The 12,465-nt window shown below is 67.0% G+C and carries 13 protein-coding genes; 5 read left to right on the forward strand and 8 right to left on the reverse strand.

The genetic code is table 11. The features are described 5' to 3' along the window. Positions 1-35 precede the first annotated feature (35 nt). From GLP40_RS05485 to GLP40_RS05495, 3 genes are read right to left on the reverse strand one after another with little or no spacing between them, the layout of a single operon-like run. The gene (locus GLP40_RS05485) at positions 36-1,169 is read right to left on the reverse strand and encodes a hypothetical protein (protein ID WP_154786684.1); all 1,134 of its coding nucleotides are present in this window, start codon (positions 1,167-1,169) and stop codon (positions 36-38) included. A gap of 35 nt (positions 1,170-1,204) precedes the next feature. Continuing rightward, complete coding sequence (locus GLP40_RS05490) at positions 1,205-2,320, reverse strand: hypothetical protein (RefSeq protein ID WP_154786685.1); 1,116 nt, start codon at positions 2,318-2,320, stop codon at positions 1,205-1,207. A 53-nt stretch (positions 2,321-2,373) separates the two neighbouring features. Continuing rightward, positions 2,374-3,339, reverse strand: coding sequence for a metallophosphoesterase (locus tag GLP40_RS05495; RefSeq protein WP_154786686.1), 966 nt, complete (start codon positions 3,337-3,339; stop codon positions 2,374-2,376). A gap of 83 nt (positions 3,340-3,422) precedes the next feature. Between GLP40_RS05495 and GLP40_RS05500 the strand changes: the two genes are divergently transcribed. After that, a complete protein-coding gene (locus GLP40_RS05500) occupies positions 3,423-3,887 on the forward strand; it encodes a GatB/YqeY domain-containing protein (protein ID WP_154786687.1) in 465 nt (154 codons plus the stop codon). Between the two features lie 78 nt (positions 3,888-3,965). Here GLP40_RS05500 and GLP40_RS05505 read toward each other — a convergent pair whose 3' ends face one another. Then, positions 3,966-6,329, reverse strand: coding sequence for a penicillin-binding protein (locus tag GLP40_RS05505; protein WP_328289721.1), 2,364 nt, complete (start codon positions 6,327-6,329; stop codon positions 3,966-3,968). Positions 6,330-6,631: 302 nt separating this feature from the next. Between GLP40_RS05505 and GLP40_RS05510 the strand changes: the two genes are divergently transcribed. Then, positions 6,632-6,955 carry a WhiB family transcriptional regulator gene (locus GLP40_RS05510; RefSeq protein WP_154786688.1) on the forward strand — a complete coding sequence of 108 codons (324 nt, stop codon included), beginning with the start codon at positions 6,632-6,634 and terminating at the stop codon, positions 6,953-6,955. A gap of 172 nt (positions 6,956-7,127) precedes the next feature. Here GLP40_RS05510 and GLP40_RS05515 read toward each other — a convergent pair whose 3' ends face one another. Together GLP40_RS05515 and GLP40_RS05520 are read right to left on the reverse strand one after the other, a co-directional pair. Continuing rightward, positions 7,128-8,309, reverse strand: coding sequence for an ArsA family ATPase (locus GLP40_RS05515; RefSeq protein WP_154786689.1), 1,182 nt, complete (start codon positions 8,307-8,309; stop codon positions 7,128-7,130). 2 nt (positions 8,310-8,311) lie between these two features. Beyond that, positions 8,312-9,331, reverse strand: coding sequence for an ArsA family ATPase (locus GLP40_RS05520; protein WP_328289722.1), 1,020 nt, complete (start codon positions 9,329-9,331; stop codon positions 8,312-8,314). A gap of 279 nt (positions 9,332-9,610) precedes the next feature. Between GLP40_RS05520 and GLP40_RS05525 the strand changes: the two genes are divergently transcribed. The 3 genes from GLP40_RS05525 to GLP40_RS05535 all read left to right on the forward strand — a co-directional run bounded on the left by GLP40_RS05525 (position 9,611) and on the right by GLP40_RS05535 (position 11,118). Continuing rightward, complete coding sequence (locus GLP40_RS05525) at positions 9,611-9,775, forward strand: DUF4177 domain-containing protein (RefSeq protein WP_154786690.1); 165 nt, start codon at positions 9,611-9,613, stop codon at positions 9,773-9,775. After that, positions 9,775-10,230, forward strand: coding sequence for a RidA family protein (locus GLP40_RS05530; protein ID WP_154786691.1), 456 nt, complete (start codon positions 9,775-9,777; stop codon positions 10,228-10,230). Before GLP40_RS05525 ends, GLP40_RS05530 begins: the two co-directional genes overlap by 1 nt. Positions 10,231-10,311: 81 nt before the next feature. Beyond that, positions 10,312-11,118, forward strand: a complete 807-nt coding sequence (locus tag GLP40_RS05535; protein ID WP_154786692.1) for an MBL fold metallo-hydrolase — start codon at positions 10,312-10,314, stop codon at positions 11,116-11,118. 124 nt (positions 11,119-11,242) lie between these two features. Here the strand turns inward: GLP40_RS05535 and GLP40_RS05540 are convergent, their stop codons facing one another. Together GLP40_RS05540 and GLP40_RS05545 are read right to left on the reverse strand one after the other, a co-directional pair. Continuing rightward, positions 11,243-11,917 (reverse strand): Crp/Fnr family transcriptional regulator, encoded by a 675-nt coding sequence (locus GLP40_RS05540; protein ID WP_019044571.1) that lies wholly within the window; start codon positions 11,915-11,917, stop codon positions 11,243-11,245. Positions 11,918-12,188: 271 nt separating this feature from the next. After that, a complete protein-coding gene (locus GLP40_RS05545; protein WP_081986109.1) occupies positions 12,189-12,416 on the reverse strand; it encodes a hypothetical protein in 228 nt (75 codons plus the stop codon). Positions 12,417-12,465: the final 49 nt, after the last annotated feature.

Raw genomic sequence — 12,465 nt, forward strand, 5'->3', positions numbered from 1 at the left:
GGCCGTACAGACGTTAAATCGGCTGGTCAGATGCTCTAAATCAGGCGAAAAGTGGCGAACAGCTTACGCGCGAAATCGGCCGTGACCGAGCGATCCACCCCGGTGTCGGCGACGATCACCAGTACCAGCGAACCCTTCCCATCGCCGACGCTGAGGGCGAAGGTGTACACCGAGTATGAGGTGGCGCATCCGGCGGGGGCGGTGAAGTTGCCGCTGGTCTCCAGGAAGGTGCCGTGCAGGGTGCCGTCGGTGGTGTCGAGGGACTGGGCGGCCCCCGCGTTCAACGAGGTGCGGGTGGACCAGCCCAGGCGCGCGGCGTGCGCGCCCACGTCCGTGGCCGCCGCGGCGGCGTCCGAGATATCGGAGGTGGACAGAAACATGGTGGTGCGCACATTGTCCGGGCAGTAGTCGGCGCCCTCCTCGCTGAAGCCCGCGGCGGGAATGCTGTCGGCGTCCGTGCCGTACTTGGTCGTGGTCTGATCGATGGTCCAGTCCTTGGGGATGTCCCAGGCCGCCTTCAGATCCGTGGGTACGACAACCTGATAACCGGGGATCTGGGGCGTCAGTGTCGATGCGGGGGTCGTCGTGGTGGTGCGAGGCGCCGAACTGGGCGGTCTGGTGGTCGAGGTGGGCTTGGTGGTGGTCGGCGTGGCGCTGGTACCGGAATCGTTCATCACGATCACGATCGCGACAATGGCCACGATCACCACCACGAGCGCGCCGACACCCGCCACCAGCCACACCCGCCCCCGATCGCCGCCCGGCGGCGGTGCGTAGCCACCCGAGTACGGCGACGGGCCGCCCGGCGGCGCGGACGCGAACGGCGCCGAGCCCGTGCGATACGAATTCGACACCGGCGGAACGGGATTCGGGCCGGAGCGATAGGGCGAGGACTGGTAGGGGTGCGGCCCGGACTGATACGGACTCGGACCCGGTTGCGGATTGCGCCCGGAGACCGGATTCGGCCCGGAGACCGGATTGGACCCGGAGACCGGATTGGACCCGGAGACCGGATTCGGCCCGGAGACATAGGGATTCGGGCTCGGGTGTGGATACGGGGGAGGTGGCGGGCTCGGCCGGGACCGGTCCCGCACCGGTCCCTGCCACCAGTCCCCGCTGGATGTCGTCTTCTCCGGATCGATGTCCTGACCGTCGGTTCCACCGCTCATCGTCGGACCCCCTGTCTGACGAGTCGTGCCGCCGCCTACTGGATCGGGCGGATACTGGCGAGAATCTTCTTCGCTAAGGTCGCGTCCACCGACTGGTCCACCCCGGTATCCGCGGCGATGGTGAACACGAAAGCGCCGCTATCTCCGGGGAAGGCGAAAGTGTAGACCGAATACGTCGAGGCACAGCCCGCCGCCGGAGCCGGAGCATTGCCCTTGGTCTCCAAGTAGATACCCTGCAACTGGCGGTCCGAGGACTGGAACGACTCCGGCGCGCCGGGCGTCGCCCCGGTGGACGTGGACCATCCGATGCGGCCCATGCGGGTACCGATATCGGCGGCAGCCTTGGCGGGGTCCGTCTCGTCGGACTGGGTCAGGAAGACGTTGGTGCGCACATACTTCGGGCAGTACTCGATGCCGTCCTGCGCCAGCCCGGCCACCGGAATGCTGTCCGCGCCGCTGCCGAAGGCGCTCTGCCCGGTGCGATCCACCTTCCAGGTCGTCGGAATGTCATAGGCCGCACCGTTGTCCGGGATCGTGACCACCTGGTACCCGGGAATCACCGCGGTCGGTGTGCTGGTCGCCTTCGGGCCTGTGGTCTTGGCGGGCGTCGGCCGGCCCGACTGGGTCGGCTTGGCCGTGGTCGAGGTGAGCGCGCTGATCAGCGACGGCGTCGTATTCGACTTCGCCGAGGGCTCGTTCGAGTTCTTGTCTACCAGTGCCACGACCACCACCGCCGCGACGATCGCCAGCACCAGGACGCCCATGCCCGCGAACAGCCACACCCGGCGCTTGCCGTCGCCCGGCGGCGGATAGGGCGGCTGCTGACCGTAGCCGGGTGGCTGCCCATAGCCCGGCTGCGCCCCGTAACCCTGCGACGCACCGAACGAGCCCGGCGGCGCGCCGAACGCCTGCGTCGGCGGGTACTGCGGCTGTGCGGGCGGATAGTCCTGGCCGTACGGCCCGCCGGTGAGGGGCGTCGTCGGCGGCGGCCCGTAGCCGGGCTGCTGCCAGCCCGGATTCGGTTGCGGCGCAGCGTAACCGGGCTGCTGCGGCGGCTGCCAGGTCGGCTCCTGCGTGGGCGCGCCCTGCCACCAATCCGGATTCGGGTCCGGCCGGCCGGGCTCATTGCTGTGGTCGTTTCCACTGGTCACGGTTGGCCCCCTGACTGACAACTACATACCGCGCTGTATATCGCGGCGGGCGCTCACCGCGCGACAGCCTCCGAGGACGCGGTACGGCCGCGCCCCGACTCGGCGGCCGGCTTCTTCGGCGGCGCGCCGACCAGCGTCAGCAGCGTCGCCTCCGGGCGGCAGCAGAAACGGTACGGAGCCCAGGGCGAGGTGCCCAGACCCGCCGACACGTGCAGCTGGGTGTGCGCGCCCCAACGCGAGGGACCCTTCACCCGCGCCCGGTCGATTCCGCAGTTGGTCACCAGCGCGCCGAAGCCCGGCACGCACAGCTGCCCGCCGTGGGTGTGGCCCGCCATCACCAGGTCGTAGCCGTCGGCCGCGAACCGGTCCAGCACCCGCGGCTCCGGCGAGTGGGTGAGCCCGATGCTCAGGTCCGCCAGCGGATTCGGCGCACCCGCGATGGTCTCGTAGCGGTCGCGCTGCAGGTGCGGATCATCCACGCCCGCGGTCGAGATCTTCACCCCGGCGACCTCGATATCGCGGCGCACATGCGTCAGATCCAGCCAGCCCCGCTCGGTGAACGCCGCCCGCAAGTCCTGCCAGGGCAGCGGTTCGCCGTAGACGCGCTTGTGATCCTTCTTGAAGTACTTGAGCGGGTTCTTCGGCACCGGCGCGAAGTAGTCGTTCGAGCCGAACACGAAAATGCCGGGGCGCGCGAGCAATCCGCCCAGCGACTGCACCACCGACGGCACCGCCTTCAGGTGCGAGAGGTTGTCCCCGGTGTTCACCACCAGGTCCGGCTCCAGCCGGTCCAGCTCCCGCAGCCAGGCCTGCTTCAACTGCTGGCCGGGCATCATGTGCAGGTCGCTGATGTGCAGCACCCGTAGTGAGGGTTTGCCCGGTTCCAGCACCGGCAGCGTCGCCTCGCGCAGCGTGAAGGCGTTGCGCTCGATGAGGGTCGCGTATCCGATTCCGGCGACCGCGGCCCCGGCGGCTCCGAGTGCGGCACGGGTGAGGGCGGAGGTCGAGAAGACGGGCATTTGCCCAGAATAGGCGACCCGGCGGAAAAACATCGAGTCAAATGAGCTGGACCACGATAGAAGTCCCTCGTACCGTGTCGCTCATGTCGGAACTCAAATCCACGCTGCGGGCGGACATGACCACCGCGATGAAGAGCAAGGACACACTGCGGCTGGCCACCCTGCGGATGCTGTTGTCCGCGATTCAGAACGCGGAGGTCGCCGGTCCCGAGGCCCGTGAGCTTTCCGACCAGGAGATCATCGCGGTCCTGCAGAAGGAGGCGAAGAAGCGCAACGAGGCCGCCGTCGTCTACGAGCAGGCCGGGCGCGGTGAACTGGCCGCCAACGAGCGCGCCGAGGAGTCGATCATCGACGAGTACCTGCCCACCCAGCTCACCGACGCCGAGGTGGGCGACATCGCCGACACCGCCATCGCCGACGTCGCCGAGCAGTTGGGGGTGCGTCCCGGCATGAAGCAGATGGGGCAGGTCATGAAGGTCGCGACCGCGCTGGCGGCCGGGCGGGCCGACGGGTCGCGGATCTCGGCGGCGGTCAAGTCCCGGCTGTAGACGGTGTCCTTTTAATACGCTGTGTCCCTCAATGCGAAGGTCCGGAGTGAACGAATCACTCCGGACCTTCGTTGTGGGTTACCGCGGAATCGGGATGGGAATCGGGATCGGCGGTAGCTGCGGGATGGTGATGTTCGGCAATCCCGGCAGCGACGGCGGTGCGTTGGGCGTGGGCACCGGTATCTGACTGCCGTCACTCACGTAGATCGTGATCACCGAGCCCGGAATGGCCGACCCGTTCGGCGAGACGTTCATGACCGTCCCTTTGGCCGCGCCCGGCTGGGTGGTCACCGACACCTGGAAGCCCGCTCCCACCAGCATGGAGGTGGCCTCCGCCTGGGTCATGCCGATCACGTCCGGGATCTGCGAATTGTTCGAGCCGCGGACGTACTTGTCGTCCAGCGGAGGCAGCGCCGCGGGCGGGAACTTGTCGAGCACGTTCTTCATCGCGCCCAGATAGGTGCGGGCGGGTTCGTTACCGCCGTACAGGTTTCCGCTGCCGCAGCTGCGCAGCGGGAACGAGCAGATCTCACCCGGCGTCGGGCTGTCGCCGTAGATGTAGGCGGACCCGGCGAAGGAATTGGTGAACGCCAGGAAGGCCGAGGACCGGTGGCTCTCCGTGGTACCCGTCTTGGCCGAGGTCGGGATGTTCCAGCCCACAGCGTGCGCCGAACCGGCTGCGGTACCGCTCACCACGTCCTGGCTCAGGGCGTTGGCGAGGGTATTGGCCAAACCTGGATCCACCACCTGCTCACATGCCTGCTGGGTCAGCGGCACCGACTTGCCGTTGCGGTCCACCACTTCCTTGATCGGCGTGGGCGGGCACCACTTGCCGTTGGAGGCCAGCGTGGCGGCCACATTCGACAACTCCAGCGGGTTGATCGCCACCGGTCCCAGGGTGAACGAACCCAGGTTCTGGTCCTTGACCATGTCGGCAAGGCTCTGGTTGCCGTGGCCGGAGGTGCCGGGCTGGGTGTAGGAGCGCATGCCCAGGCGGACCGCCATATCCACGGTCGGGGCCACGCCGACGGCCTGGATCAGTTTGACGAAGGCCGTGTTCGGCGAGGTCGCCAGCGCCTCGGTCACCGACATCGAGCCCTTGTAGGCGCCCGCGTTCTTCACGCAGTAGGTCTCCGGCGGGCAGCCCGGCGTCCCGGAATTACCCATGCCCTTGGCCGAGAAGAACGACGGAACGTCCAGCGTGGCATTGATGCCCAGGCCCTTCTCCATGGCCGCGGCCGTGGTGAAGATCTTGAAGATCGAGCCCGCGCCGTCACCGACCATCGAGTACGGCTGCGGCTGCACGGTCTGATGCGCGTTGGCGTCCAGACCGTAGACGCGGCTCGAGCCCATGGCCAGCAGCGGATGCGAATCCTGGCCGGGCGCCACGATATTCATGACCTCGGCGATGTCGTCCAGATTCGGGTTGGTGTTGGCGGCCAGCGAGTCGCGCACCTGGTCCTGGACCGCCGGGTCCAGGGTGGTGCGAATCAGGTAGCCGCCCTTCTCGAGCTGATCGCGACTGATGCCCGCGTTGTTCAGGTACTGCATGGCGTAGTCGCAGAAGAAGCCACGGTCATTGGCGGCGATGCAGCCGCGCGGCAGGCCCTTGGGCTCGGGCAGTACGCCCAGGGGCGCTTCCTTGGCCTTGCGGTATTCGTCGGCGCGGTTGGGTACGTTCTGGATCAGGGTGTCCAGCACGGTGTTCCGGCGCTCCAGCACACCCTGCGGGTTGGTATAGGGGTTCAGCTTGGAGCTGGACTGCACCATGCCGGCCAGCATGGCCGACTGCACCACGTTCAGATCCTTGGCGTCGACGCCGAAGTAGGTCTGGGCGGCGTCCTGGATGCCGTAGGCGCCGTTGCCGAACGGCACCAGGTTGAGATACCTGGTGAGGATCTCGTCCTTGGTGAGTCGCTTGTCCAGCGTCAGCGCCATGCGGATCTCGCGGATCTTGCGGGCGGGGGTGGTCTCGATGGCGGCCCGGCGTTCGGCGTCGGTCTTGGCCACCACGAGCAGTAGGTAGTTCTTCACGTACTGCTGGTCGATGGTGGAGCCACCCTGCGAGACCTGGCCGCCCGAGGTATTGGTCAGGAAGGCGCGAAAAGTGCCCTGCCAGTCCACACCGTGGTGGTCGGCGAAACGCTTGTCCTCCACCGAGACCAGGGACAGCTTCATGTCATTGGAGATCTTGTCGCTGGGGACCTCGAAGCGGCGTTGCTCGTACAGCCATGCGAAAGGTGTCCCATTCGCGTCCACCATGGTCGAGACCGCCGGAACGGTACCCTCGACCAGTTCGGCGGACACATTGTCGACGGCATCCGCGGCTCGGTTGGAGATGAACCCGAAGCCACCGGCGAGCGGGAACAGCAACCCGGCGAGCAACACGGCGGCCAAGACGCACGCGCCTGCCAGTCTCCAGAGCGTTCGTGTGATCGGCACGGGCCCTAGCCTAATTGGCCTTGCGGGCACTCGGTGTTCGCCCGCCGTGGGGTGTCCATTCGTCCCAAAAGAGACGGACTGCCCGGTTCAATGCAACGAATGCATGGACGGACGTACCAGAAAATCTCGGGACGGTCTTGCGCAGGCCGCACACCTTTACCTAGATTGAGAACCCAGTGTGATAGAGCTAACACTCAAAGTGGAATGTGGTGCAGGACGCAGTGGGGTTGGGTAGCTGCGCGCTGTACACGCGATTCTGGAGCGCCGTGACCCGGTGTTCGGACTGCAAAGGGGCACACCAAATGCACATGACTACCCCGATCGCTCGATTGGACGTGGAGCAGGCCGAAGCGAGAATCGCCTGGGTTTCCCAGGCCCGATGCAAGGAAGTGGATCCCGACCAGCTGTTCGTGCGAGGCGCAGCGCAGCGCAAAGCGGCAACCATCTGCCGGCACTGCCCGGTCCTGATGGAGTGCGGGGCGGATGCCCTGGACAATCGTGTCGAGTTCGGAGTGTGGGGCGGCATGACCGAGCGGCAGCGCCGCGCGCTGCTCAAACAGCATCCGGAGGTGACGAGTTGGGCCGACTTCTTCCGCGCCCAGCGGTCCCAGAAAGTAGCGATGTAATCGAGTATCCCTTACCGAGATCCCCCCTATAAGCAGAACGGATCGAGCCCGCGAAAGCGGGCTCGATCCGTGTCCGGGGTCGGATCGGGCATTTCAAACCAAAGGGTCGAAAGCCTTGGCTCTGCCAGGCGGACTCGGCGCCACCTGATCGGGCGGATCGGGAAGAGCCTGGTCAGGCGGATCGGGCAGTGCCGGCCTCGACCAGTTGATCACCCACCGCGCGCAGCGCTTCCAGGTCGGCGACCTCGAACGGCAGTGCGGTGACTGCCACAATCGGGACGCTCGGGTGCGCGCCCGTGAACCGGTGCAGCAGATGCTGTTCCCGCTTGGCGGTGGCGGCTCGGTGGGCGTGAATGCGCAGCACCGCGGCGGTCAGGGCCTCCGGGGTGTCCGCCTCGGGTTCCGGCGTCGCGCCATTGGTCGCGGTCTGCGGGGCCAGCCGGTCCGCGGCGACCTGCGCCTGCTCAGCGGACAGTGAACTCAGCACCGGATGCGTGCGGTTCAGCACCAGGCCCGCCAGCGGCATCTTGTCGGTCGAGAGCCGATCCACGAAGAAGCTCGCCTCACGCAACGCGTCCGGTTCGGCCGCGGCCACCACCAGGAAGTGGGTGCCCGGTCGCGACAGCATGGCGTAGGTGCGGTCGGCGCGATCCTGGAAGCCGCCGAACATGGATTCCAGCGACTGCAAGAAGACACTGGCGTCTTTGAGCAATTGGCCGCCGACGATGGTCGAGACGCCGCGCAGCGCCAGGCTCATGGCACCGGCCACGAACTTCCCGACCCCGCGGCCCGGGGCCATGATGACGCGGATCATCTTGCCGTTGAGGAAGTTGCCCAGCCGCTTGGGCGCGTCCAGGAAGTCCAGGGCATTACGGGAAGGCGGGGTGTCGACCACGATCAGGTCCCACTGGCGCTTGGAGGCCAGCTGTCCCAGCTTCTCCATCGCCATGTACTCCTGGGTGCCACCGAAGGAGGACGCGACGGTCTGATAGATCGGGTTGGCGAAGATCTGCTCGGCCTTGTCCGGACTGGTGTGCTCGAGCACCATCTCGTCGAAGGTGCGGCGCATATTCAGCATCATGGCGAACAGCTCGCCCTTGGCCTCCGGGCCGAGTTCCACCTTCTGCGGGACGTTTCCGAGGTCGCTGACGCCCAGCGACTGGGCCAGCCGGCGCGCGGGGTCGATGGTCAGCACCACGACCTTGCGACCCTCCTCGGCGGCGCGCAGCGCGATGGCGGCGGCCGTCGTGGTCTTGCCCACGCCGCCGGAGCCGCAGCACACCACGATGCGGGCCGACGGGTCTGCGATGATCTTCGAAATATCCAGGGGCACAGTGCCTGCCGGAACGATCATGACTAGCGAACCCCCTGCGCGCTCAAGACTTCGGCCAGCTCGTAGAGTCCGCCCAGATCCATGCCGTCGGTCAGCGAGGGCAGGTACAGCCGTGAGATATCGAGCTGGGACAGCTCGGCCGCGCTCTCGTCCTGGGCGGCCAGCCGGGCGGAATGCTCCACCGCCTCGGCGACCAGGCCCTGGAAATCGGCCTCGGACAAGCTGATCCCGGCCTCGGCCAGCCCGGCCTTCAGCGCGTCGATGTCGACCTCGCCCTGGGCGGCCCGTTCGCGCACCGGGCGCGGCAGGTAGCCCTCGCTCGCGCGATTTACGATGACCGTGCCGATATTCAGGTCATTGGCGGTGAGTTCGGCGACGGCGTCGGCGGTTTCCTGCACCGGCAGCGCCTCCAGCAGCGTGACCAGGTGGATCATGGTCTGCTCGGAGTGCAGCAGCTTGGACACGCCCTCGGCCTGGGAGGCGATGGGACCGCCGCCGGCGATCTCGACCATGGCCTGGGTGACGTCCAGGAAGCTGGCGATGCGACCGGTCGGGGGCGCGTCGATGACGATCTCGTCGTAAACCGGCTTGCCCGACTTGTCCGCGCGCACCGCGCATTCCTTGATCTTGCCGGTGAGAATCACGTCGCGCAGGCCCGGCGCGATGGTGGTGACGAACTCGATGGCGCCCACCCGGTGCATGGCGCGACCGGCGAAGCCCAGGTTGTAGAACATGTCGAGGTACTCGAGGAACGCGTGCTCGACATCGAGGGCCAGGGCCACCACCTCGCCGCCGCCGTCCGCGGTGGCGATACGGGTCTCGGTGGGCGGCAACGGCGGCAGATCGAACAGCTGGGCAATGGACTGTCTGGCCTCGACCTCGACCAGCAGCACCCGGCGTCCCCCGGCGGCGAGTGCCAGCGCCAGCGCGGCGGCGACCGTCGACTTCCCGGTGCCACCCTTCCCGGAAACGTAGTGCAGGCGGGCCTTGTTCGCTCGCTCCGGCCAACCTACTTCGACCCCCGGCTCAACCGAAACGGGCACTGCTATCGGTACTCCCACGCCCGCGAGCCTATAACTCGTTCCGGATATCTGCCCAGAGGCACGACATACTGTCTGATACACCACTTTTAGTTTGTGGTCCGCCTCGGCCTGGACCGCAGCTTGACAGACCTCCGCCCTGCAGCGAGGGGAGCGAAGGGCTCCATATACCTGCGCCTTGGGGAGCGGAGGAGGGAAAGCCGAGATTCCGGCTCCATAGACCTGCGCCTCGGCCGCGAACCCGCCCCGGAGCGAGGTGGAGGGGCGAATTAAACTCGGCCCATGAGTGAACTGACCGTGTGGGAGTACGCGACGGTGCCGCTGCTGACCCATGCCACCAAGGCCATTCTGGACCAGTGGGGTTCCGATGGCTGGGAACTCGTCACGGTACTTCCGGGGCCCACCGGTGAGCAGCATGTCGCCTACCTGAAGCGGAGGAAGAGCTGATGGCCTGGGCGGAGAACCTGAAGAAGCTCGGCCTCGAGCTGCCGCCCGCTCCGCCGCCGGTCGCGGTGTACGTGGCGGGCGTCCGCACCGGGAACTACGTCTACACCTCCGGCCAGCTGCCCTTCGTGAACGGGCAGCTCCCGCTCACCGGAAAGGTCGGCGCCGAGCTCACCATCGAGCAGGGCGCCGAGATGGCCAAGCTGGCGGCGCTCAATGCGCTTGCGGTCGTGCATGATCTGGTCGGGCTCGACAATGTGGTGCGCATCGTCAAGGTGGTGGGTTTCGTGGCCTCCGCACCTGGCTTCAACGATCAGCCGCTGGTCATCAATGGCGCCTCGGAGCTACTCGGCGAGGTGCTCGGCGAGGCCGGTGTGCACGCCCGCTCCGCGGTCGGCACCTCCGAACTGCCCAAGAACACCCCGGTCGAAGTCGAACTCATCGCCGAGGTTCGCTAGCGCGAAAGCGTTGCGGCACAAGACTTATGCGCGGTGCGTTCAACTCTGGACGCACCGCGCTCGGTGCATTAGGACGAATGTATGACGCTCACCCATCCCGCATACGAGCAACTGCGGCAAGTGACGCCGTCCGCCGCGGTCGTGCTGGCCGACAACCCCAGCGGAATGACGTTGCAGGGCACCAACACCTGGTTGCTGCGCGCTCCCGGTGCCACGGAATACGTTGTGGTGGACCCGGGCCCGGAGGATCGCAAGCACACCGAGGCACTGGTGCATGAGACCGGCGGAAATATCGCCCTCACGCTCATCACCCACAAGCACCACGACCACACCGGCGGTATCGATCACCTGGTCGAGGCCACCGGAACTCCGGTGCGCGCCAAGGATTCCGAATTCCTGCGCGGTCGAGGCGCCCATCTGACCGACGGCGAGGTCATCGAGGTCGCCGGATTGCGCATCACGGTGCTCGCCACCGCCGGGCACACCGAGGACTCGCACAGCTTCCTGCTCGACGGCCCGGACGGTGAGCAGGCCCTGCTCACCGGTGACACGGTGCTCGGAAGTGGTACGACCGTCTTGGAATCCTGGGACGGCGCCCTCGCCGCCTACCTGGACTCCCTGGACAGGCTCATGGCGGTCGCCCCGGGCCGCACGCTACTCCCGGCGCACGGCCCCGACCACGCCGACGCCGAACCGGTCATCCGCTACTACCTCGCCCACCGCCAGGAGCGGCTGAACCAGGTCCGCGCGGCCCTGGAGAAGCTCGGCCCGAAAGCCGAAGCGCCGCACATCGTCGCCGAGGTCTACGCCGACGTCGACAAGCGCCTCTGGCCCGCCGCCCAGAGTTCGGTCGAGGCCCAACTGGACTACATCCGTTCCCGGGGCTAGGGCTTTCGCAGCGAAGCCCGCGAGAGTCCTCGGTACCGGACACAGGTTCCGTACACACGGGACGAGGCGCGTCGTCACCGCTCCGGGGTGACGACACGCCTCGTGTCGTATGTGCGGTCGCTGCCTAGCGAGCGCGGCGGGCCAGGCGCTCCGAGTCGGAGATCAGCACGCTCTTGCCCTCCAGCCGCAGCCAGCCGCGGTGTGCGAAGTCGGCCAGTGCCTTGTTCACCGTTTCGCGGGAGGCGCCGACCAGCTGGGCGATCTCCTCCTGGGTGAGGTCATGGGTCACGCGCAGCGCGCCCGCCTCCTGGGTGCCGAAGCGCTGGGCCAGCTGCAGCAGCGCCTTGGCGACGCGACCCGGAACATCGGTGAAGATCAGGTCGGCCAAGTTGTTGTTGGTGCGGCGCAGGCGGCGGGCGAGCACCCGGAGCAGTTGCTCGGCGATCTCGGGGCGCTGGTCGATCCACGCCTTCAGAGCGTCGCGGTCCATGGTGACCGCGCGGACCTCGGTGACGGTGGTGGCCGTCGAGGTGCGCGGACCCGGGTCGAAGATCGACAGCTCACCGAACATGTCCGACGGACCCATGATCGTCAGCAGGTTCTCGCGACCGTCGGGGGAACGGCGGCCGATCTTCACCTTGCCCGAGGTGATGATGTACAACCGGTCGCCGGGCTCGCCCTCGTTGAAGATCACGTGGCCGCGCGGGAAGTCAACGGGCTGCAACTGTTTGGCGAGAGCCGCCACCGCGGTGGGCTCGACGCCTTGGAAGATGCCTGCTCTGGCGAGGGCCTCGTCCACGAATGTGCTCCTTATGGGAAATGGCTCTGTCCTGGACCGAAACGACTCGGCCGACAGTGCAGTCTACTTTGCAATACCGCCGGGTAGTGATAGACACCACGCGCCGAGCTCATTCTCAGACACGCGGGGCCTCAGTACGCGACACACAACGACGGTTTCGCGACACGCTTCACAAGTAATCTACGACACGCCGTGAGACCGGCGTCATGAAGTTCGTAAAAAGTGGTCCGGAGCCAAAGCCACCGGACCACCCGACCACCGACCCGAGCGATCAACTGGCCTGTGCGACGTCCATTCCCTTGGCTGCGGGCCGGGCTCGGCGCGGACGCGCCGCCGCAGCCGGCAAACCCAGTTTGGTCAGATCACTGACCTCGGCATTCGTGGCTCGATCGAGATACTGCTGGACCTCCGGGTCAGGCTCGAGAAGCTTGCGGAGTCGATTCTCGACCCGTTCCATCACCAACGCGAACAGCATCAGCGCTATCGGAAACAGCACCACAGCGAGTCCTTGCATAGGCAGCAGTAAACACGCCGAAGGTCTCAGATGG

The organism is Nocardia aurantiaca (genome assembly GCF_009708175.1).
In the GTDB taxonomy this organism is placed as follows: Bacteria; Actinomycetota; Actinomycetes; order Mycobacteriales; family Mycobacteriaceae; genus Nocardia; species Nocardia aurantiaca.

Bases quoted from the DNA above. Each gene is read 5' to 3' on its own strand.
- GLP40_RS05485 (WP_154786684.1), bottom strand. From the start codon at position 1,169: ATGAGCGGTGGAACCGACGGTCAGGACATCGATCCGGAGAAGACGACA.
- GLP40_RS05495 (WP_154786686.1), bottom strand. From the start codon at position 3,339: ATGCCCGTCTTCTCGACCTCCGCCCTCACCCGTGCCGCACTCGGAGCC.
- GLP40_RS05500 (WP_154786687.1), top strand. From the start codon at position 3,423: ATGTCGGAACTCAAATCCACGCTGCGGGCGGACATGACCACCGCGATG.
- GLP40_RS05510 (WP_154786688.1), top strand. From the start codon at position 6,632: ATGCACATGACTACCCCGATCGCTCGATTGGACGTGGAGCAGGCCGAA.
- GLP40_RS05515 (WP_154786689.1), bottom strand. From the start codon at position 8,309: ATGATCGTTCCGGCAGGCACTGTGCCCCTGGATATTTCGAAGATCATC.
- GLP40_RS05525 (WP_154786690.1), top strand. From the start codon at position 9,611: ATGAGTGAACTGACCGTGTGGGAGTACGCGACGGTGCCGCTGCTGACC.
- GLP40_RS05530 (WP_154786691.1), top strand. From the start codon at position 9,775: ATGGCCTGGGCGGAGAACCTGAAGAAGCTCGGCCTCGAGCTGCCGCCC.
- GLP40_RS05535 (WP_154786692.1), top strand. From the start codon at position 10,312: ATGACGCTCACCCATCCCGCATACGAGCAACTGCGGCAAGTGACGCCG.